This is a genomic window from Streptomyces sp. NPDC088725 (assembly GCF_044751305.1).
GTDB lineage: Bacteria > Actinomycetota > Actinomycetes > Streptomycetales > Streptomycetaceae > Streptomyces.
Genome location: NZ_JBIVLO010000003.1, coordinates 272,689 through 293,355, shown reverse-complemented (window position 1 = coordinate 293,355; position 20,667 = coordinate 272,689). Strand labels below are relative to the sequence as shown.

General features: G+C 70.7%; 19 protein-coding genes and 1 pseudogene. 13 read left to right on the top strand and 7 right to left on the bottom strand.

Annotated elements, in window-relative coordinates; all coding sequences use genetic code 11:
- Positions 1-116: 116 nt before the first annotated feature.
- The gene (locus ACIP6N_RS08350; protein WP_401813887.1) at positions 117-929 is read right to left on the bottom strand and encodes a class I SAM-dependent methyltransferase; all 813 of its coding nucleotides are present in this window, start codon (positions 927-929) and stop codon (positions 117-119) included.
- A gap of 184 nt (positions 930-1,113) precedes the next feature.
- Between ACIP6N_RS08350 and ACIP6N_RS08345 the strand changes: the two genes are divergently transcribed.
- The 3 genes from ACIP6N_RS08345 to ACIP6N_RS08335 all read left to right on the top strand — a co-directional run bounded on the left by ACIP6N_RS08345 (position 1,114) and on the right by ACIP6N_RS08335 (position 3,439).
- Positions 1,114-1,518 (top strand): VOC family protein, encoded by a 405-nt coding sequence (locus ACIP6N_RS08345; protein ID WP_401813885.1) that lies wholly within the window; start codon positions 1,114-1,116, stop codon positions 1,516-1,518.
- Positions 1,519-1,867: 349 nt separating this feature from the next.
- Positions 1,868-2,167, top strand: a complete 300-nt coding sequence (locus ACIP6N_RS08340; protein WP_401814406.1) for a hypothetical protein — start codon at positions 1,868-1,870, stop codon at positions 2,165-2,167.
- A gap of 78 nt (positions 2,168-2,245) precedes the next feature.
- Positions 2,246-3,439 carry a glutathionylspermidine synthase family protein gene (locus ACIP6N_RS08335; RefSeq protein ID WP_401813884.1) on the top strand — a complete coding sequence of 398 codons (1,194 nt, stop codon included), beginning with the start codon at positions 2,246-2,248 and terminating at the stop codon, positions 3,437-3,439.
- A 65-nt stretch (positions 3,440-3,504) separates the two neighbouring features.
- Here ACIP6N_RS08335 and rocD read toward each other — a convergent pair whose 3' ends face one another.
- Positions 3,505-4,710 carry an ornithine--oxo-acid transaminase gene (rocD, locus tag ACIP6N_RS08330; protein ID WP_401813882.1) on the bottom strand — a complete coding sequence of 402 codons (1,206 nt, stop codon included), beginning with the start codon at positions 4,708-4,710 and terminating at the stop codon, positions 3,505-3,507.
- 252 nt (positions 4,711-4,962) lie between these two features.
- Here rocD and trpS point away from each other — a divergent pair, with 252 nt between their 5' ends.
- Together trpS and ACIP6N_RS08320 are read left to right on the top strand one after the other, a co-directional pair.
- Complete coding sequence (gene trpS, locus ACIP6N_RS08325; RefSeq protein WP_401813880.1) at positions 4,963-5,976, top strand: tryptophan--tRNA ligase; 1,014 nt, start codon at positions 4,963-4,965, stop codon at positions 5,974-5,976.
- 166 nt (positions 5,977-6,142) lie between these two features.
- Positions 6,143-6,733 carry a 2'-5' RNA ligase family protein gene (locus ACIP6N_RS08320; RefSeq protein WP_401813878.1) on the top strand — a complete coding sequence of 197 codons (591 nt, stop codon included), beginning with the start codon at positions 6,143-6,145 and terminating at the stop codon, positions 6,731-6,733.
- Between the two features lie 95 nt (positions 6,734-6,828).
- On the opposite strand, the gene ACIP6N_RS08315 is transcribed toward ACIP6N_RS08320, so the two are convergent.
- On the bottom strand, positions 6,829-7,599 hold the full coding sequence (locus ACIP6N_RS08315) for a decaprenylphospho-beta-D-erythro-pentofuranosid-2-ulose 2-reductase (RefSeq protein WP_401813877.1): 771 nt from the start codon (positions 7,597-7,599) through the stop codon (positions 6,829-6,831).
- 228 nt (positions 7,600-7,827) lie between these two features.
- Between ACIP6N_RS08315 and ACIP6N_RS08310 the strand changes: the two genes are divergently transcribed.
- A complete protein-coding gene (locus tag ACIP6N_RS08310) occupies positions 7,828-8,796 on the top strand; it encodes a YihY/virulence factor BrkB family protein (RefSeq protein WP_401813876.1) in 969 nt (322 codons plus the stop codon).
- Here the strand turns inward: ACIP6N_RS08310 and ACIP6N_RS08305 are convergent.
- Positions 8,753-9,994: a D-alanyl-D-alanine carboxypeptidase family protein gene (locus ACIP6N_RS08305; protein ID WP_401813874.1), complete on the bottom strand. Its 1,242-nt coding sequence runs from the start codon at positions 9,992-9,994 to the stop codon at positions 8,753-8,755. The genes ACIP6N_RS08310 and ACIP6N_RS08305 overlap by 44 nt on opposite strands.
- 91 nt (positions 9,995-10,085) lie before the next feature.
- Between ACIP6N_RS08305 and ACIP6N_RS08300 the strand changes: the two genes are divergently transcribed.
- Positions 10,086-10,358 (top strand): SCO4848 family membrane protein, encoded by a 273-nt coding sequence (locus ACIP6N_RS08300; RefSeq protein WP_401813872.1) that lies wholly within the window; start codon positions 10,086-10,088, stop codon positions 10,356-10,358.
- A 76-nt stretch (positions 10,359-10,434) separates the two neighbouring features.
- Here ACIP6N_RS08300 and pepE read toward each other — a convergent pair whose 3' ends face one another.
- Together pepE and ACIP6N_RS08290 are read right to left on the bottom strand one after the other, a co-directional pair.
- A complete protein-coding gene (gene pepE / locus ACIP6N_RS08295; protein ID WP_401814405.1) occupies positions 10,435-11,157 on the bottom strand; it encodes a dipeptidase PepE in 723 nt (240 codons plus the stop codon).
- A 20-nt stretch (positions 11,158-11,177) separates the two neighbouring features.
- Positions 11,178-12,005, bottom strand: coding sequence for an IclR family transcriptional regulator (locus ACIP6N_RS08290; protein ID WP_401813870.1), 828 nt, complete (start codon positions 12,003-12,005; stop codon positions 11,178-11,180).
- Positions 12,006-12,228: 223 nt separating this feature from the next.
- Between ACIP6N_RS08290 and ACIP6N_RS08285 the strand changes: the two genes are divergently transcribed.
- The 5 genes from ACIP6N_RS08285 to ACIP6N_RS08265 all read left to right on the top strand — a co-directional run bounded on the left by ACIP6N_RS08285 (position 12,229) and on the right by ACIP6N_RS08265 (position 18,896).
- Complete coding sequence (locus tag ACIP6N_RS08285; protein ID WP_401813869.1) at positions 12,229-13,254, top strand: DUF1177 domain-containing protein; 1,026 nt, start codon at positions 12,229-12,231, stop codon at positions 13,252-13,254.
- 121 nt (positions 13,255-13,375) lie between these two features.
- Entirely contained in the window at positions 13,376-15,070 is a 1,695-nt protein-coding gene (locus ACIP6N_RS08280) for an OPT/YSL family transporter (protein ID WP_401813868.1), read from the top strand.
- 16 nt (positions 15,071-15,086) lie between these two features.
- Positions 15,087-15,809, top strand: coding sequence for an AroM family protein (locus ACIP6N_RS08275; RefSeq protein ID WP_401813867.1), 723 nt, complete (start codon positions 15,087-15,089; stop codon positions 15,807-15,809).
- A 56-nt stretch (positions 15,810-15,865) separates the two neighbouring features.
- Positions 15,866-17,164: a metallophosphoesterase gene (locus ACIP6N_RS08270; RefSeq protein ID WP_401813865.1), complete on the top strand. Its 1,299-nt coding sequence runs from the start codon at positions 15,866-15,868 to the stop codon at positions 17,162-17,164.
- Between the two features lie 178 nt (positions 17,165-17,342).
- Positions 17,343-18,896, top strand: a complete 1,554-nt coding sequence (locus tag ACIP6N_RS08265; RefSeq protein WP_401813864.1) for an ABC transporter substrate-binding protein — start codon at positions 17,343-17,345, stop codon at positions 18,894-18,896.
- A gap of 43 nt (positions 18,897-18,939) precedes the next feature.
- On the opposite strand, the gene ACIP6N_RS08260 is transcribed toward ACIP6N_RS08265, so the two are convergent.
- Positions 18,940-19,653, bottom strand: a complete 714-nt coding sequence (locus ACIP6N_RS08260; protein WP_401813862.1) for a TetR family transcriptional regulator — start codon at positions 19,651-19,653, stop codon at positions 18,940-18,942.
- A gap of 242 nt (positions 19,654-19,895) precedes the next feature.
- Here ACIP6N_RS08260 and ACIP6N_RS08255 point away from each other — a divergent pair.
- Positions 19,896-20,657 (top strand): annotated as a pseudogene (locus ACIP6N_RS08255) (vWA domain-containing protein); the annotation flags it as partial.
- Positions 20,658-20,667 lie beyond the last annotated feature (10 nt).

Below are 20,667 nucleotides of genomic sequence, written 5' to 3'. Positions count from 1 at the left end.
CGTACGGCGAACGGGACGGCGCGTCCCCGGCGTTCGGGTGCCCGCCCCACGGATTCGCGGGGCGGGTACGTCTTACGGGTGTACCGCCCGACGGGCGTACGGACCGCGCCGCAGTCTCACGCGCGGCGGCGCCCCCACGCGGAGATCATCGGGGCCGTGGCCAGGTCGAGGCGGCCCGTGGCGACGTTCGCGAGGTGGCGGTCGATCTCCTCGTCGGTGGCGAGTCCCGCCGCCACCAGGCGGCCGCGGATCTGCCGCACGGTCGCGGCCTCGAGGACGGCGCAGGGCGGCGAGGTGATCGGGAAGTACGCGTCCGCCTGAACGTCGTCAAGACCGGCCTCGCGCAACAGCCTGGGCAGGGTCCGCCCGTACGTGAGGTCCGCGCCGCGTGCCGCCATCAAGGAACGGAAGCCGGATCGCAGCCGGTTGGCGAGCCACTGTTCGGGACCCGACTCGTCCGGACACAGCAGCGGCTGCAGCTCCGGGTCGGCGTCCTCCAGGAGCAGCCAACCGCCCGGCCGCAGCGCCTGGATCATCCGGCGCAGCGCCTCGGCACGGTCGGTGACGTGCACCAGGACCAGCCGCGCGTGGACGAGGTCGAAACCGCCGGGCGGCGGCGGGTCGGCCGCGACATCGTGGCGCAGCACCTCGATCGCGCCACCGGCGATGTCCCGGGTCCAGGACACGTCGATGTCGGTGGCGACCACCGTTCCGGAAGGGCCGACACGCTCGGCCAGCCCGAGGGGTACGGACGGACCACCGGCGCCGGCCTCCCAGCACCGCATGCCTGCCGCGATCCCGAGCCGGTCGACGTGCCGGAACGTCACCGGGTCGAACAGTTCGCTGAGGGCGTCGAACCGGATCCCCGCCTCCGATTGCCGGTTGTCCAGCAGGTATCCGTGATCGTGTTCCCTGTCCTGCTCAGCCATGCGGTGATTCTGGCAGAGGGGCGGTCGGGGCCCGGGGCCGCCGCCGTCCTGACTGTCCCGCGTCCCGAGCCGTGCGCGCCGGAAGGTGATCTCGCCTACCATCTCCGGTGCGGCATCGCGTGTCGGTCACCGGCCGGGTGAGGCATGGAGGTGCCGTGAGTTGCCTGATGGAGGCAATCAAACCGTGTCAGTCAAGTTGAATCACACCATCGTCCACGCCCGTGACAACCGGGAGTCCGCCGAGTTCCTGGCGTACATCCTGGACCTTCGGGTCGGCCCCCAGTGGGGCCCGTTCATCCCCATTGAGCTGAGCAACGGCGTCACGCTCGACTTCGCGTCGGTTCCGGCGGAGACGATCGCGGTGCAGCACTACGCGTTCCTCGTCACCGAGGCGGAGTTCGACGGCATTTTCCAGCGCATCCAGGACGCCGGGATCACGTACTACGCCGATCCGCACCGCAAGCAGCCCGGCGAGATCAACCACAACGACGGCGGGCGCGGCGTCTACTTCATGGACCCGGCCGGTCACGGCATGGAGGCCATCACCCGCCCGTACGGCGGCTTCCCCGAAGGCGAAGGCGAGAGCTGACCGTCGCGGGATCCGCCCCGGACGCTACCCGTTGTACCGGAGAGCTACGTCGCGGGTGCGCTCCCCGGGGGGACGCCGAGCACCAGGTGTGAACCATAACTTCCGTACCGGAAGCACGCATTGGCATCCGGTACGGAAGGACCACCCTCCATGGCGCCCCGCCTGCGCAGAACCCGCCCCACACCACGTCCCCACGCGCTGACGTCGCGCCCGGGACGGTGCGACTCCTTACGGCGAAGCGGCCGGGCATCTAATGTGGCTGGTACTGATGGATCGGGCGCGGCGGATGGACCGGTCGGACGACGGCGGGTCCGGCGGCGGGTCCGACGACGACGGGGGAGAGTCGCAGATGACGACGTCGCGGCAACGGAAGTTCAGGTCGAGCGCGGTGGTGCTCGGCGGCATGGGGATGCTCGCGGTGACGCTCACGTCGTGCGGCTCGGAACCCGACAAGCGGTGCATCGATCCGGTGACGTACAAGACGCTGCCCAAGTACGAGTGCTCGGACAACGGTCACGGCCACTACTACTACGGCGGTACGGTCCGCAACGGACGCGTCTCCGGCGGGAGTACCAACAAGTCGGCCGTCGACAGCGGCGGCTTTGGCGGCCACCACTCCAGCTCCCACTCAGGCTCGCACGGTGGCTGACCGGGCGCCGGTCACGGCCCGTCCGCGCCCGAACCCGGGCCGGATCCCGGCCGATCCGCGATCCACGGAGGGTCACTGATGGAACGGCACTCCATCGAGCCCCGCCCCGGCTGGCAGCGGACCGTCGAGGAACAGGGCGTCGTCTACCCGCTGACCCGCCACCCCGACGGTTCGCTGCGCCCGTACTGGGACGAGAGCGCGTACTACAGCTTCACGCTGCCCGAGGTCGAAGCCCTCGAAGAGGTCGTGGAAGAACTGCACGCGATGTGTCTGGGCGCGGCCGGGCACATCGTGACGCACAACCGCTTCGCCGACCTCGGCATCACCGACCCCCGGCTGGCCGGACTGGTGGCCGAGTCCTGGCAGCGTCGCGCCGAACTGCCTTCCCTGTATGGCCGGTTCGACCTGCGTTACGACGGCACGGGCCCCGCCAAGATGCTGGAGTACAACGCCGACACCCCCACTTCGCTGGTCGAGGCGGCGAGCCCGCAGTGGTTCTGGATGGAGGAACGCTTCCCCGGCGCCGACCAGTGGAACTCCCTGCACGAACGGCTGGTCGCCGCCTGGAAGCGGCAGTCCGTCCTGCTGCCGCCCGGACAGCCCGTCCACTTCGCGCACTCCGAGACGGACGAGCTGGGCGAGGACCTGATGACGGTCGCGTACCTGCGCGAAACCGCGGAACAGGCCGGTCTGGACACCGAGGCGCTGTCCATGGAGCGGATCGGCTGGGACCGGCTGAGCGGACGCTTCGTGGACGACCGGCTGCGGTTCATCCGCAGCTGCTTCAAGCTCTACCCGTGGGAGTGGCTGACCACCGACCGGTTCGGCCCGCAGGTCCTCGACACACTGGACAACGGCGGTGGTACGGGCACGACGTGCTGGATCGAGCCCGCCTGGAAGATGCTCCTGTCGAACAAGGCGCTGCTGGCGATCCTCTGGGAACTGCACCCCGGCCACCCGAATCTGCTGCCCTCCTACCTCGACGGGCCGCGCGAACTCGCCACCGGGCGCGGCTATGTCGCCAAGCCGCTCCTCGGCCGCGAGGGCGCGGGAGTCACGATCCACCAGGCGCTCCCGGCCGGCGTCGCGCCGACCGTACGGGACGAGCCCTGCTGCTACCAGGAGCTGGCCCCGCTGCCCGACTTCGACGGCAACCGGGTGGTGCTCGGCGCGTGGGTGGTGGAGAACGAGGCGGCGGGGCTCGGCCTGCGCGAGTCGTCGGGCCTGATCACGGACGAGTGCGCCCGCTTCCTGCCCCACGTCATCCGCTGAACCCGGCGGCGGCCCCGGCCCGCGCGGGCGGGGGGCCGCCGGGCTCCACTCGCCCGCTGGGTGCCCTACTCGGCCAGCACAGAGCGCAGTCGGTCCAGCCCCCAGTCCAGATCCTCCTTGCTGATCACCAGCGGCGGAGCGATCCGGATCGTCGAGCCGTGCGTGTCCTTCACCAGCACGCCCCGCTCCATCAGCCGCTCGGAGATCTCCCGGCCGGTGCCGTGCGACGGCGTGATGTCCACCCCGGCCCACAACCCCCGTCCGCGCACCGCCTCCACGGACCCGCCGCCCACCAACAGGCCCAGCTCGTGGTGGAGATGGTCGCCCAGCTCTGCCGCGTTCTGCTGGAACTCACCGGTGTTGAGCATGGCGATGACCTCCAGCGCCACCGCGCAGGCCAGCGGATTGCCACCGAACGTCGAGCCGTGCTCGCCCGGCTTGAACACGCCGAGAATGTCCGCCGACGACACCACGGCCGACACCGGTACGATCCCGCCGCCGAGCGCCTTGCCGAGGAGGTACATGTCGGGCACCACACCCTCGTGCTCGCACGCGAAGGTCTTGCCGGTGCGGCCGAGCCCCGACTGGATCTCGTCCGCGATGAAGAGCACGTTCCGCGCGCGCGTCAGCTCCCGTACCCCGGCGAGATAACCGGCCGGCGGGACCAGCACCCCCGCCTCGCCCTGGATCGGTTCGAGCAGCACGGCCACGGTGTTGTCGGTCACCGCGGCGTCGAGCGCCGCGAGGTCCCCGTACGGGACGATCTCGAAGCCCGGGGTGTAGGGGCCGTAGTCGGCCCGCGCCTCGGGGTCCGTCGAGAAGCTGACGATCGTCGTCGTACGGCCGTGGAAGTTGTTGGCCGCGACCACGATCTTCGCCGTGCCGTCCAGCAGCCCCTTGACGCGGTACCCCCACTTGCGCGCGGTCTTGACGGCGGTCTCGACCGCCTCGGCCCCGGTGTTCATCGGCAGGACCATCTCCATGCCGCACAGCTCGGCAAGCCGCGTACAGAACTCCGCGAACCGGTCGTGATGGAACGCTCTCGACGTGAGCGTCACCCTGTCCAGCTGCGCCTTGGCGGCATCGATGAGCCGCCTGTTCCCATGGCCGAAATTGAGCGCCGAATACCCGGCGAGCATGTCGAGGAAGCGCCGGCCTTCGACATCGGTCATCCACGCGCCCTCCGCCGACGACACGACGACCGGCAGCGGATGGTAATTGTGCGCGCTGTGCGCCTCCGCCGAGGCGATGGCACGTTCCGTTGTCGACACGGGTACTCCCTTCGTCCGGTTCAGGGGTGGTGCCCCTGCTCCTATCGTCGCTCGCGGGAGGAACGAGGAAACCTAAAGGAGCGCATGATCCGCCTAAACCTCCGCAAGGGGTTGTTACCGCCCCTGAAGCGCCCCTGAAGCGCCCCTGAAGTGACGGCCGCCTCACCCGGCCCGTGTCCCCGGACCGCACCCTCCGGCCGTCGTGCGTCATGTGTTCCCGAGCTGTCAGTGTCACCTGAGAGAATGGTGAGCATGGCCACTGACCGTCCCCGCGCCCTCTCCGGTATCCAGCCCACCGCAGGTTCCTTCCACCTCGGGAACTACCTCGGTGCGGTCCGTCAGTACGTTGCGCTGCAAGAGACCCATGACGCGTTCTACATGGTCGTGGACCTGCATGCGATCACCGTTCCCCAGGACCCCGCCGAGCTGCGTGCCAATACCCGGCTCGCCGCCGCCCAGCTCCTCGCCGCCGGGCTCGACCCGCAGCGCTGCACCCTTTTCATCCAGAGCCATGTCCCCGAGCACGCGCAGCTCGCCTGGGTCATGAACTGCATCACCGGCTTCGGTGAGGCGTCCCGGATGACGCAGTTCAAGGACAAGTCCGCCAAGCAGGGTGCGGACCGCGCCACCGTCGGGCTCTTCACGTACCCGGTCCTCCAGGTCGCGGACATCCTGCTGTACCAGGCGGACGCGGTGCCCGTGGGTGAGGACCAGCGGCAGCACGTCGAGCTGACGCGCGACCTCGCGGAGCGTTTCAACACCCGGTTCGGCCAGACGTTCACGGTCCCGGCGCCGCACATCGTGAAGGAGGTCGCGAAGATCTACGACCTCCAGGACCCGGCGATCAAGATGAGCAAGTCGGCGTCCACGCCCAAGGGCCTGATCAACCTGCTGGACGAGCCCAAGGCCACCGCGAAGAAGATCAAGAGCGCGGTCACCGACACGGGCACCGAGATCGTCTTCGACACCGCGGCCAAGCCCGGTGTGAGCAATCTGCTCACCATCCTCTCCACGCTCACCGGCACCGCTATCCCCGAGCTGGAGAGCAGCTACACCGGTAAGGGTTACGGTGCGCTGAAGACGGATCTGGCCGACGTGATGGTCGATTTCGTCACACCGTTCAGGGCCCGCACCCAGGAATATCTGGACGACCCGGAGACGCTGGACTCGATCCTGGCGGAAGGCGCCGACAAGGCCCGTGCGGTCGCGGCGGAGACGCTGGCCCAGGCGTACGAGAGGGTCGGTTTCCTTCCGGCCAAGCACTGAGCGTGGGCTCGCCGCCGCACTGCCGGGACCGTGGCCTCTGGTCAGCGCGGCGGTCGGAGCGTCACACTGGCGGACGGCACCACCCGCAGAAAGAGGACGGCGCCGCCCGCGGCAGAGCGGTCGGCACCGCCCGCAGGAGATCCACATACGGAGTGAGGAGAACGACGTGGGGACCGTAACGCTCGGCGTTTCGATCGCGGTCCCGGAGCCGTACGGCAGTCTGCTCCAGCAGCAGCGTGCGGGCTTCGGTGATTCCGCCGCGCCCGGCATCCCCACGCACGTCACCCTCCTGCCTCCTACGGAGGTCGACGCCTCGCTGCTGCCCGCGGTCGAGGCGCATCTCGCCGCCGTGGCGAAGGCCGGCAGACCCTTCCCGATGCGGCTGTCGGGCACCGGCACGTTCCGGCCGCTCTCGCCGGTCGTGTACGTCCAGGTCGTCGAGGGCGCCTCGGCCTGCTCGTGGCTCCAGAAGCGGGTCAGGGACAGCTCGGGGCCGCTGGTGCGCGAGCTTCAGTTCCCGTACCACCCGCATGTGACGGTGGCTCACGGCATCGCCGAGGAGGCGATGGACCGCGCCTACGAGGAGCTGTCCGAGTTCGCGGCGGAGTGGAGCTGTGCCTCGTTCGCGCTGTACCAGCAGGGCGCGGACAGCGTGTGGCGCAAGCTCCAGGAGTACGCGTTCGGCGGCGACGGCGAGATCTCCGGGGTGCCCTCGCAGAGCACCCCCAGAGATCAGCCCGCCACGATCCGCCCGTAACGTCCCCAAGCCGGACCGACAAGCCGGACCGACAAGCCGGACCGACGTCCGTAAGCCGCACCGACGCCGTTCACGACCGCGGGCCGGACCGCCCGCTACAGCGGCAGCCGCCTGAAGACCGCGCGCGGCAGATGCCGCAGCGCCGCCATCACCACCCGCAGCGACCCAGGCACCCACACCGTCTCCGAGCCGCGCCGCAGCCCCAGCTCGATCGCCGTCGCCACCGCGTCCGGCGTGGTGGACAGCGGCGCCTCGCCGAGAACGGCCGGGCCGGCCGCCCGCCGCGTCCGTACGAGTCCCGGCCGTACGACCATCACCCGCACCCCTGTGCCCCGCATGGCGTCCCCCAGCCCCTGCGCGAACGCGTCGAGGCCCGCCTTGCTCGACCCGTAGATGAAGTCGGCGCGCCTCGCACGCTCGCCGGCGACCGACGAGAGCACGACGAGCGAGCCGTGCTCCTGCGCCTGCATCAGCCCGGCGCACACCAGCGCGGCGGAGAGCGCGCCGGTGTAATTCGTCTGCGCCACCCGGACCGCCGCGACCGGATCCGCCTCGTCGTGCGCCTGGTCGCCGAGTACGCCGAAGGCGAGCAGCGCCAGGTCCATGCGGCCCTCCGCGAAAACCTTCCCCAGCACCTCCCCGTGCGAGCCGGGGTCGAGCGCGTCGAATTCGACCGTACGGACGTCGACCTCCGTACGAAGCGCGCGCAGTCCGTCGGCCGCACGGTCCAGCGCGGGGGAGGGGCGGCCGGCCAGCCAGACCGTACGGACTCCCCGCGTGATCAGCCGGCGCGCGGTGGCGAGGCCGATCTCGGACGTCCCGCCGAGGACGAGCAGGGACTGCGGGGTGCCGAAAGCGTCCTTCATCGTTGCGTGCTCCTTGGGAAGACGGCCGTCGCCGGGCCGGGGCGGCGCCGGTATCGGTGGCGGTGTCGGCAGACACGAAAGTGACGCTATCGCCCCATAGGTCATTCTTTACGCCGTTTGTCGCGCTGCTCGTATGAATGGGTGGCAGATACGGCTTCGCGAAGCCGCCGCTCTGGTTTTCCGAGCCCGGGGCAGGTCTCCCCGTACAGACCGGGTAGGTCTTCCTGCATGGACTGGCTGAAAAAACTTCCCGTCATCGGTCCGTCGGTGGCTCGTCTCATGCGGACGCACGCGTGGCGTTCGTACGAGACGCTGGACCGGGTCCGCTGGTCGCGACTGGCCGCCGCCGTCACGTTCATCAGCTTTCTCGCGCTCTTCCCGCTGATCACGGTGGGCGCGGCGGTCGGTGCCGCGTTGCTCAGCAAGAATCAGCTGGACGACGTGCAGAACAGCATCGCCAAGCAGGTGCCCGGCATCTCCAAACAGCTGAACATCCACGAACTCGTCGCCAACGCGGGCACGGTCGGCGTGGTCGCGGGCGCGCTGCTGCTGTTCACCGGGATCGGCTGGGTCGGCTCGATGCGGGAGTGCCTGCGGGTCGTCTGGGAGCTGGACGACAAGCCCGAGGGCAACCCGATCGCGCTCAAGGCCAGGGACGGCCTGGTTCTCGTCGGCCTCGGCGCGGTCGGGCTGGCCTCGGTCGGCGCCTCGGGATTCGGCTCCACGGCCATCGGCTGGACCGCCGACCGCCTGGGCATCTCCGAGGGCGGCGCCGGCGGCGTACTGCTCCAGATCGCCGCGATCGCGGTCGGGGTCCTCGCCGGCTTCCTGCTGCTGTTGTACGTCCTGACGCTGCTGCCGCGTGTCAAGCCGCCGCGCAGGCGACTCGTGGTCGCCGCGCTGATCGGCGCGGTCGGCTTCGAACTGCTCAAGCTGCTGCTCGGCGGCTATATGACGAACGTGGCGTCGAAGAGCATGTACGGCGCCTTCGGCGTGCCCGTGGCGCTGCTGCTGTGGATCAACTTCACGGCGAAGCTGCTGCTGTTCTGCGCCGCGTGGACCGCGACGCCGAGCAAGACCCAGGAAGCGGACGAGTCCAGGGCCGGGGCCGACGCCGGCTCCGACGGCGGCCCCGGTGCGACGGACGCCGCCGTCAGGACTTCGGAAGGCGGCGCAGCATCGGCCAGCGCCGGTTGACGAGGAAGATGGCGCCCGCCAGCACGACCAGCGAACCGCCGGTGACCGCGAGGGCCGTTCCGACTCCGCTCGTGCCGCTCCCGTCGGCGGTGACCGGCCTGACCGCCTGGGCCGGGGCGTGGCCCGCGGGGCTCGCGCTCGCCGAGGCGCCGGTCTCGGCCGGTCCGGTGTCCGCGGACTTCGGCGGTACGAGCTTGCCGACGGGCGTGACCTTGCCCGACGCGGCGAAGCCCCAGTCCAGCAGGCGCGACGCCTCCTTGTAGACCGCTTGGCTCTCGTCGGACGACGGGTTCATGACGGTGACGAGCAGTACCCGGTCGTTCCGCTCGGCCACGGCCGTGAACGTCGCCCCGGCGTTCGTGGTGTTGCCGTTCTTCACACCGGCGATGCCCTGATACGGCGTTACGCCGTTCGCGCCGGTCATCAGCCGGTTGGTGTTCTGGATCTCGAAGGTCTCGCGCTTCTTGCCCTTCTTCTGCTCGCCGGGGAACTGGGCCGTCGCGGTGGAGCAGTACTCGCGGAAGTCCTTCTTCTGGAGCCCGGAGCGCGCGAACAGCGTCAGGTCGTAGGCGCTGGAGACCTGGCCCGGCTCGTCATACCCGTCGGGCGAGACGACATGCGTGTCGACCGCCTGGAGTTCGTCGGCGTGCCGCTGCATGTCCCGGACCGTCTCCGGGACGCCGCCGTTCATCGCGGACAGTACGTGCACCGCGTCGTTGCCCGACTTCAGGAACACCCCGAGCCACAGGTCGTGGACGCTGTAGCTGAGGTCTTCCTTGACGCCGACCAGGCTGCTGCCCTCGCCCATTCCGGTGAGGTCGTCCGTTGTCACCTTGTGCTGCTCGTCCGGCGGCAGCTTGGGCAGCAGTGTGTCCGCGAAGAGCATCTTCAGGGTCGAGGCGGGCGCAAGGCGCCAGTGCGCGTTGTGCGCGGCCAGTACGTCACCGGACTCGGCGTCCGCGACGATCCAGGAGCGCCCGCTCAGTTCCTTCGGCAGCACGGGCGCGCCGCCCGAGAGGTCCACCTGCGTGCCCGCCTGGCCGAGCCTGGCACCGCCGACCGTGGACATCACGGCGGGGGGCTTGGGCTGCGGGGACGCCGTGGACCGTGCGTCGTCCGCCCAGGAGGGTGCGGCGGTCAGTATGGGCAGCAGCGCGGCGGAGGCGACCGTCAATACGGTCTTTTTAAAAGCGGACACAATCGAGAACGTACAGGGCGTTGACCTCGGCGCCCACACCGGCGGGGTCCCCCGCCGAACCGGGGCGGGAGGGGCCGGTGATACTGGATCCATGAAGCTCAGCCGCCCCGTCTCCTGGTTCCTGCTCGCCTTCGGGGTGTGGAGCTGGTTCATCTGGATCACTTTCGCCAAGAATCTGTGGCAGGACGGCAGCGGACTCGCCTTCGACGACGCGGGCGATCCGACCGCGTACTTCTGGGTTCATCTGCTGCTCGCCATCGCCTCTTTTCTTCTGGGGACGGCGGTGGGCGTGATCGGGTTCCGCGGAGTGCGCGCGCTGCGGGCGGAACAGCCGCGGGAGGCGTCGCCCGGCACCGGCGGCTGACCGCCGCCGGGCCCAGCGGCGACGGAGGCCGGCCGGCGCGGGCCCGTGGGCGACGCATTTCAGCGCGGGTCGGACCTCAGCGCACGTCGAACTGGTACCTCCCGGAAAGCAGCTCGCTCAATTCCGCCCCAGGACCGTGCTCGGCCGGTTCGTGACCGCGCCGGAACAGCCGGGCGCCGCTCTCCGCGCCGCCCAGTTCCAGCGTGTCGCCCGTACGCCGAAGCCAGGTGCCCTCGCGGAGGCCGAGCACCGGCACGTCGTTCTCCTCCAGGAACTGCGTCAGCCGCTCCTCACGGGTCTCGCCCATGTGCGAGCTGCCCGGGATCGGGTCCAGGTAGTGCGGGTTGAGCTGGAACGGCACCAGCCCCAGCGTTTCGAACGACGGCGGCTGGACTATGGGCATGTCGTTCGTGGTGCGCAGCGTCGGCGCGGCCATGTTGGTGCCCGCGCTGGAGCCCATGTACGGGACGCCCGCCGCGACCCGCTCCCGGAGCGTGGCCAGTACGTCGTGCTCGTACAGCGCGGAGAGCAGCCGGAAGCTGTTGCCGCCGCCTGTGAACACCGCCTCCGCTCCGGCGGCCAGCTGTCGCGGGTCGCCGGTGTGGATGCCGCGGACCCGGATGCCGAGCCCCTTCATGAAGGCCTCCACGGTCGCCGTGTAGCTGGCGTGGCCGGCGAGGGCGTACGGCACGAACAGCAGCTCGTCCACACCGCGCAGGTGGTCCGCGATCACATCACGGGCATGCTCCAGGTAACCGCGGCCCGGGGCCGTGGAGTTGGAGAGCAGCAGCAGTCGTATCGGGTTCGGCTCCATGGGGTTCAGCCCTTCTCGCTGATCTTTCTGGGGGCTCCCGGTGCGCGGGGATCGCGCGCCGGGGTACGCGAACGCCTCGGGGCGAGCAGTTCGCCCAGGCTCTCGGCGGCGGACCGCAGGGGGCGCAGCAGCTCCTCGTGAGCGCCGCCGAGCAGTTCGTGCGGGCCGACGAGGGAGAGGGAGCCGATCGGCTGCGCCCGTACCAGCACCGGGACCGCGAGCCCGGCGGTGGCGAGGTCGTACTCGCCCTGGGTGAAGGCGTAACCGTCGGCGGGCACGCGCGCCATCAGCTCTTCGAGACGCGCCGGGTCGGTGATCGTCAGCGCGCTGAACCGGGCCATCGGGCGTCCGCTCAGCAGCGTCGCGCGTGCGCCGGGAGTGAGCGTGCCGAAGTACGCGCGGGAGGTTGCTCCGGCGTGCGCCGGATACAGCTCGTCCGCGAGCCGGTAGACGCGCAGCGGGCCCGAGGTGCCGTCGGCGGACTCCACACAGCGCATGTGCGCGCCGTCGGGCACGGCGAAGAGGGCGGTGACCCCGCACGCGGAGGCCAGAACCCGCAGCACCGGCCTGACCAGGCCGGCCATGCCGCCGTGCCGCTCCCAGGCGGTGGCCATGTGCCAGACGGCGGGACCCAGCCGGTAGCGCCGGGTCACCTCGTCGGAGACGAGGAAGCCGCGGTGGGCGAGCGAGGCGAGCAGCCGCTGCGAGACGGACTTGTCCCAGCCGAACTCGGCGGCGAGGTCGGTCACGCCCCACTCCTCCCGGTCCTGGGAGAAGGCGAGCAGCACCTGCAGGGCGCGGTCCGCGGTCTGGAGCGGTGCCCGGTCCGGCACTCGGTCCGATGTCTGTTCCGGCACTCGGTCCGGTACTCGTCGCGGTGCTCGGTCTGGCGTCACGGGAGGCACCCTATCGCTATGCGCATCGCCGTCCCGCATATAGAGAAATGGTTGCTCTGAGGGAAGGCCAGGGGCAATCTGCTGCACACGCCGGGCCCGAAAGCAGCACTATTTCCAGCCTTTCCGGCGAATCCACGCACGATCGCACCGAGGAACCACTGTGCTCAAGTACGTCCTGGACGTCATCGAACTCCTCGACCGCCCGCAGGCGGACGGCGGACTGCTCGCCCGTCACCTGAACGCCGTACTGGAGAACGCCGCCGCCGAGACCGGTACGACGGAGACCACCGGGACCGTCACCGGCACCGCGCCGACGCCGGAGACCACCGGCACCGGCACCGCGCCGACGCCGGAGATCACCGTCACCACGGTCGAAGGCGAACGCGGCTCCACCGACTTCGTCAAGGTGGTCGTTCCCGGCCGCACCGGCGCGCTCGCCGGAGGCCGGGCCCCCACGCTCGGCATCCTCGGCCGCCTCGGCGGAGTCGGCGCGCGGCCCGAGCGCACCGGCATCGTCTCGGACGCGGACGGAGCCGTCGCCGCACTGTCGGCCGCCGCGAAGCTGCTCGACATGTACGCCAGGGGCGACCGGCTCGAAGGCGACGTCGTCCTCAGCACCCACGTCTGCCCCGACGCCCCCACACGTCCGCACGACCCGGTGCCCTTCATGGACTCCCCGGTCTCCATCCTCGACTGCAACAAGCACGAGATCGCGCCGGAGATGGACGCCGTCGTCTCCATCGACACCACCAAGGGCAACCGGCTGCTCAACCACCGCGGCATCGCCCTCTCCCCGACCGTCAAGGAAGGCTGGATCCTGCGGGTCAGCGACGACCTGCTCGGCGTCCTGGAGACGGTCACCGGCGAGGCCGCCCACGTCCTGCCCATCACCACGCAGGACATCACCCCGTACGGCAACGGCGTGCACCACATCAACTCGATCATGCAGCCGTGCGTCGCCACCGACGCCCCCGTCGTCGGGCTCGCCCTCACCGCGGGCAGCACGGTCGCGGGCTGCGCGACCGGCGCCAGCCACGAGACCGACATCGCCTCGGCGGGACGCTTCGCGATCGAGGCGGCCAAGGAGTTCGGCCGCGGCGAGGCGCGCTTCCACGACGAGGCCGAGTTCGCCCGCCTCGTCGAGCTGTACGGACCGATGACGCGGTTGCAGGCCTCCGCCGAATGATCGGCGGGGCCGTCCCGCTGCTCGGCCCCCTGCCCCTGCCCGTACCTCTCCGCTCTCCCCGTCCCCGCCTGGACCCATCGCCGCGCCCGGGCAGCAGCACCCCTCCTGCCCACGGAGCACCATGAACCAGAACCCGGTCCCCGCGACCGAGAACCCGGTCCCGCCGACCGCCGTGGCCCCGCCGGCCGCCCACCCGCGAGCCTTCGAACCGGTCACGCTCGTCGTGACGGTCCTGCTCTCCGTGCTCGGGTCGGTCATCGGTCTCGTACTGATCACCACCCTCGGCATCGCGCCCAACACCTCGGTCATCGGTGCGCTGCTGGCCATGCTGATCGGCCGGATCTCCTTCGCGGCCCTGTCCAGGATGCGCGACCCGCAGCGCCAGAACCTGGTGCAGTCCGCCATCTCGGGGTCCACCTTCGCCGCCGCCAACTCGCTGATCACACCGATCGCCGTGCCCTTCCTGCTGGGCCGTTCCGACCTGGTGTGGCCGATGCTGGGCGGCGCCGTCATCGGGCTCGCCGTCGACAGCTGGGTGCTCTACCGGGTCTTCGACTCCCGGCTGCTGCCCGCCTCAGCCGCCTGGCCGGCCGGCATCGCGGCCGCCGAGACGATCAAGGCGGGCGACGAAGGCGGCCGCAAGGCCAGGCTGCTCGGGATCAGCGCGCTCGTCGGCTTCGTCGGCTCGCTGTTCAAGCTGCCGGCGAGCGCCGCGGGTGTGGCGTTCCTCGGCAACGTCTGGGCGCTGTCGATGTTCGGCCTCGGCCTGCTGGCCGCCCAGTACGCGCCGACGCTGCTGGACGTCGACCTCGCCGCCCACTACGTCCCGCACGGTGTGATGATCGGCGCCGGGCTGGTGGCGCTGGGCCAGGCCGTCACCCAGATGAGGGACCGCAAGGCGAAGAAGGACACGGAAGGGGCCGGCGGGAGGGCCGACCGCTTCCGGCCCGAGATCCGTACTGTCGACGCGCGCCGCCTGCGCCGGGGGCTGCTCGAAGGACTGGTGCTCTTCGTCGTCGGAGCCCTGCTCATCGCGCTGATCGGCGGTGTCGCCGCCGACATGGGCGGTGCCGGGCTCGTCGGCTGGGTGCTGCTCGCCGGGGCCGCCGCACTCGTCCACCAGCTGATCGTCGGCCTGGCCGCCATGCACTCCGGCTGGTTCCCGGCCTTCGCCGTCACGCTGATCTTCCTCATGCTCGGTCTCGTCCTCGGCATCCCGATGGTGCCGCTGGCGCTGCTCGTCGGCTACGCGGCCTCCACGGGACCGGCCTTCGCCGACGTCGGCTACGACTTCAAGGCCGGCTGGCTGCTGCGCAGGAACGCGGTGCCGTGGCACCCGTACGAGATGGCCGGCCGCCGTCAGCAGTACCTCGCCCAGCTGGTCGGCTTCGCCGTCGCCATCATCGTCGTGATGATCGCCTGGAAGCCGTTCTTCTCCGAGGGCCGCGTACCGCCGGTCGCCCACGTCTACGTGGACACGATCAAGGCCGGGCTCACCGACACCCACGCGCTCACGATGATGGCCCTGTGGGCGATACCCGGCGCGGCCGTTCAGCTGCTCGGCGGCTCCTCACGCCAGATGGGTGTGCTGCTCGCGACCGGTCTGCTGGTCGCGACTCCGCAGGCCGGATGGCTGGTCCTGATCGCCCTCGCCGTCCGTTTCGGCTACGCCCGCCACAAGCGCAGGGGCGCCGCGGACGACGCCGCGCGCAAGGCGGCGCAGGAGGCCGTGGACAACGAACTCGCGCTCGTCGGCGCCGGGTTGGTGGCGGGAAGCTCCATCAACGACGTCAGCCAGATCTACAAGGCCGTCTGAGCCAAGGAGCGTTGAGATGACACACGCGACCCCGGCGCTCGGTCTGGTCACCATCGGCCAGGCACCGCGCACCGACCTGCTCGGCGACATCCTCCCGCTCCTCGGCGGCCTCAGGCCCGTCGAACACGGCGCGCTCGACCAGGATGTCTTCGACGGGCCGACGGGAGAGCGGGCCCGGCGCGCGGTGGCGCCGGCGGCAGGTGAGGCGCCGCTCATCTCGCGGCTGCGCGACGGTTCCTCGGTCGTCCTCGGCCACGACGCCCTGGCCCCCCGGACGCGGGACGCGGTCGCCCGCTGCGAGGACGAGGGCGCGGGCGCCACACTGCTCCTCTGCACGGGCAGTTTCCCGCCCGTGCCCGCCACCGGACCGCTCCTCTACGCCGAATCCCTGGTGCAGTACGGCGTACGGGCCGTCGCGGGCGCCGATCCGGTGGGGGTGGTGTGCCCGCACCCCGGCCAGCGAGAGGACGTGCGGCGGCGCTGGGCCGGTGTGCTGCCGGGAGCGGTACGGGTGGAACCCGCCGACCCGTACGACCGGGACGCGCCCGCGACCGTCGCCGCCGCGGCCCGGCGCCTCGCGGGCGCGGGCAGCCGCTGGCTCGTACTGGACTGCGTCGGCTACACGGAATGCATGCGCGCCGCGGCCGGGCGGGCCGCCGCCGTACCGGTCCTGCTCGCGCGCACCCTGGCCGTCCGCCTGGCCGCGGAAGCCGCGTCGTCCCGCACCCCCGCCCGGTAGCGCGCGAGCCCTGCCCGGCAGACTTGCCGGGCAAGGCTCGTGCGAAAAAAAGTGGGATGAGGGGACCGTCCGTGATCGTCGTGACCGTACTGGTGGGGTTGGCGGCTGTGGCGCTCGTCGCAGCGGCGCACGGGTACGTGTGGCGGCGGCTGGTACGTGATGTCAGCGCGCCCGGCTCGGTCTGGCGGCGGGCGGGGACCGTCCTCGCCGTGCTGCTGCCGCTGCTCTCCGTCGGGGCCCTGGTCTCGGGGCGCTCCGGGGCGCCGTTCCTGGTGGAGCGGGTGCTTGCCTGGCCGGGGTTCCTGTGGCTCGCGCTGCTGCTGTACGTCCTGCTCGCGCTGCTCGTGGGTGAGGCAGTACGGCCCTTGCTGCGACGGTTCCTGGCGCGGAAGCCGGCGGTGACCACGCCCGCTGCCACTCCTGGGCCCGAGTCCGCTGTCTCTGCCGCTGGCGGGCAGCCGGTCGCCGTGACCGAGCAGCCGGTCGCCGTGACCGAGGAGACGGCCGCCGCCCCCGTCGAGACGCCCGCCGCCTCCCGGCGGCTGTTCGTCTCCCGTGTCGTCGGCGGCGCTGCCGCCACCGCCGCACTCGCCACCGTCGGGTACGGCACGTACGGCGTCATGCGCGGGCCCCGCGTCAAGCGCGTCACCGTGCCGCTCGCCAAGCTGCCCCGCAGCGCCCACGGCTTCCGTATCGCGGTCGTCAGCGACATCCACCTCGGGCCGATTCTCGGCAGGGCCCACACGCAGCGCGTGGTCGACACCATCAACTCGACCCGGCCCGATCTGATCGCGGTCGTCGGCGACTTGGTGGACGGGAGCGTCCACGACCTGGCGTCGGCGGCCGAGCCGCTGGCCCAGCTCGACGCGCCACACGGCTCGTTCTTCGTCACCGGGAACCACGAGTACTACTCGGGCGCCCACGCCTGGATCGACCACGTACGCGAACTCGGCCTGAGGCCGCTGGAGAACGAGCGCGTGGAGATCCCCGGCTTCGATCTCGCCGGGGTCAACGACATCGGCGGCGAGGCTCAGGGCGAGGGGCCCGACTTCGCGAAGGCGCTCGGCGACCGCGACCGGGCCAGGACCTCCGTACTGCTCGCGCATCAGCCCGTCGTCATCGACGACGCCGTACGGCACGGCGTCGACCTCCAGCTCTCCGGTCACACGCACGGCGGTCAGCTGTGGCCGGGCAACTACCTGGCTGAACTGGCCAATCCCACCGTCGCCGGCCTCGAACAGTACGGTGACACCCAGCTGTACGTGTCCCGGGGTGCGGGGGCCTGGGGGCCTCCGGTCCGGGTCGGGGCGCCTTCCGACATCACCATCGTGCAGCTGGCCTCCCGCCAGGCCTGATCCGCTGGCTTCCCTGTCCCCACGTATCGGCGGTTCTTTCCGGCCAACTCCGCGTGGCAGGTTTAACTGACCTGACCTTTGCCTTCGAGTGCCCGGATTCCCCTTCCGCGCGTGAAGACGGTGTGATTGTGTGTGCGCCATCACGGTCAGGGGTGGGCGTGGTAGAGGGGCACACACGATGCGGTCGATCCGCCTGCGAATTCTCATCACACTTGTCGTGCTGGCCGTCGCCGGGGTGGGCGGCTGGCAGTTACTTCCATCGGACAAGGCGCAGAACAAGGCGATCACCGTCGGGACGACGGACGTGGTCAGCTCGCTCGACCCGGCGGGAGCGTACGACGCCGGGTCCTGGGCCCTCTTCGGCAACGTGTACCAGTCACTGCTGACCTTCAAGCCCAGTTCCGTCACGCCTGTCCCGGACGCGGCGCGCGAGTGCGACTTCACGGACGATCAACTGACCACGTACAGATGCGAGTTGCGGGACAACCTCACCTTCGCCAACGGTCACGCGATGACCGGCGAGGACGTCAAGTACTCCATCGACCGAGTCCTGGCCATCAAGTCGGACGTCGGCCCAGGCCCCCTCTTCGGCACACTCGAATCCGTCGAGGCCGACGGCCTGACCGTCACCTTCCATCTCGTCTCCCGGGACGCGACGTTCCCGCTGAAGATCGCCACAGGCGCCGGTTCGATCGTCGACCACAGCAGGTACCCGGCCGACCAACTGCGCGCGGACAACGCCGTCGACGGCTCAGGGCCGTACATCCTGAAGACGTACACGGCGGGTTCGGCCGCCCACCTGGTGCCCAACCCCGCGTACCACGGCGCGATCAGCGAGACGGGCGGACCCGTGGACATCGCCTACTTCGAGCAGTCCGCGGACCTCGCGGCCGCCTGGAAGGCCAAGGAGGTCGACGTCACCCACCGCCAGCTGCCGCCCGCGCTGATCGCCGGCCTCGACTCCGGCCAGGACGACATCGTGGTCAACGAGTCCGACGGCGCCGAGATCCGCAACCTCGTCTTCAACGTGCGCGACGGCTCACCGATGGCCGACGTCGCGGTACGCAGGGCGGTCGCCGCGGTCGTCGACCGGCCGAAGATCGTCACCACCGCCTACGCCTCGACCGTCGACCCGCTCTACTCGCTGATCCCGCAGGGCATCACGTCCCACCACACCGCGTTCTTCGACGCCTATCCGAAGCCGGACCCCGAAGAGGCCGCACGACTGCTCGCGAACGCGGGGATCGAGACCCCGGTGCGCTTCACGCTCGCGCACGCCACCGGCGGCTCGGCCGCGCCCGAGGCCGACGAGCTGCGTGAACAGCTCGAATCCACCGGGCTGTTCAAGGTGAAGATCGTCGAGAAGGAGTGGCAGGACTTCCAGAAGGGTTACTCCGCAGGGGACTTCGACGCGTACACCGTCGGCTGGGTCCCCGACTTCCCCGACCCCGACAACTTCATCCAGCCGCTCATCGGCGCCAACTCGGCTCTGCACAGCGGCTACAAGAGCGCGCACGTCGACGCGTTGATCAAGTCGACCCAGCAGTACAGCGATCGCGGCATGGCCGCGGACGCCTTCACCTCCCTGCAGCGGACAGCGGCGAAGGACATACCGATCCTGCCGCTGTGGCAGAAGAAGGACTACGTGCTCAGCAGCGTGGACGTCACCGGCTCCCAGTACCTCTCCGACGGCACCGGCGTCTGGCGCCTGTGGGAACTGGCCTGGGTCTGAGAGGGCCGTGGGCCTCGCCCGCGACCGGCACCCGCGTCGCCCGTCAGGTCCTCCTGCGCGCCGCGGCCGTCTCCGCCAGTCCCGGCAGGAAGTCATTGAACAGCTCGTGCAGTTCACGCACGAGCGGCCGCAGCAGAGGGAACCGCGAGAGCGCGATGCCCCTGCTGGTCAGCCGGGCGCCGCGCTCCGCCAGCCGGCGGCTGCGCCCGCTGCCCTCCGAGCGGTCGTAGACCCAGTAGAGGACGAGCCCCATCTGCGAGAGCCACATCAGTTCGGGGAGGATGTCCGCCAACTCGTCCGGGATCTTGGCCCTGGACCCCTCAAGTACCTCCCGGTGCACGGCGATCGCCGCCTCGCGCGGCCCCTCCGACTCGGGCGAGAAGGGGCTCAGCGGTGACTCGGGATCGGCGGCGTTCTTGAAGAACTGCGCCCCGAACCGGTGGTACGGCTCCGCGATGTCGAGCCAGGCGGTCAGTACCCCGGCGAGCCGCGCCTCCAGCCCGGTCTCCCGGTCCAGTACGGTCCTGACCGCCGCCCGGTGTTCGGCGCCGATCCGGTCGTAGAAGCCCTGGACGAGATGTTCCTTGGACGAGAAGTAGTAGTACGCGTTCCCGACGGACACCCCGGCCTCCTGCGCGATGGCCCGCATCGTCGTCTTGTCGTAGCCCCGCTCCTGGAACAACCGCAGCGCGGTTTCGAGGATGAGGGTGCGGGTCTTCTCGCTCTTCGGGGCCTTGGCGTCCTTCTCGTCCTTCACGGTGTCCGAGCCTAACGGGGCGTGACGGCCGCCCCGAACGCGTCGGCGCCCGTCCCCGGCGTACGACGTGATCCGGACCGGTACCGGAGGCGCCGGAAGAGGAGCAGACTGGACCGATGGCATCCGTTTCCCTGCCCGAGGGCGCCGGCGACCGACAGCGGAACAGGAAAGCTTCCCTGGTGGGTGAGTTGTACCGGCGCGCCGGAGGGTGGATGTTCCGCGAGGCCGACCGCGGGCACATCCGCGGCGAGGCCGACCTCCCCGTGGACATGCGCCAACGCCTTTGGTTGCACAGGGAACAGGTCGCCGTCAGCCTCCGCAAACACGGCGCCGGTGTCACCGCCGCGCGCGTGATCCTCGTACTCGACGCCTCCGGCTCCATGGCCGCGCTCTACGCACGCGGTGTGGTCGCCGAAGTGGTCGAGCGGACGGCTGCCGTCGCCGCCCAACTCGACACGGGAGGTGCGATGCCGGCCTGGACCTTCGCCTCGCACCCGGCCAGGCTGCCCGACCTCACCCTCGGCCGGCTGCCCGAGTGGCTGCGGCTGCACGTACGGGCGGGACAGCTCAGCCTCCTCGGACGGCCCAGGCGGCGCCGGCGCGGACTGCACGCGGAACAGATAGACATGCGGGCCGTCGGCACACAGAACGAGGAGCAGAAAGTCATCGCCGAGGTGCGCGCCCATCTGCGTGAACACCCCGCACGGGTGCCCACCCTCGTGCTGTTCTTCTCCCACGGCGGTGTGCACCGCGACGCGGAGATCGAACGCGAACTGCGCGCGTCCGCCGGGGAGCCGGTGTTCTGGCAGTTCGTGGGGCTCGGACGGGCCGACTACGGCGTGCTGGAGCGCTTCGGCACGCTCTCCGGGCGGCGCCTCGACAACGTGGGCTTCTTCGCCGTCGACGACATCACGCGGACGTCCGACGCGGAGCTGTACGACCGGCTCCTGTCGGAGTTCTCCTCCTGGCTCACCGCGGCCCGACGCGCGGGCGTCATCGAGTGAACGCCCGCGC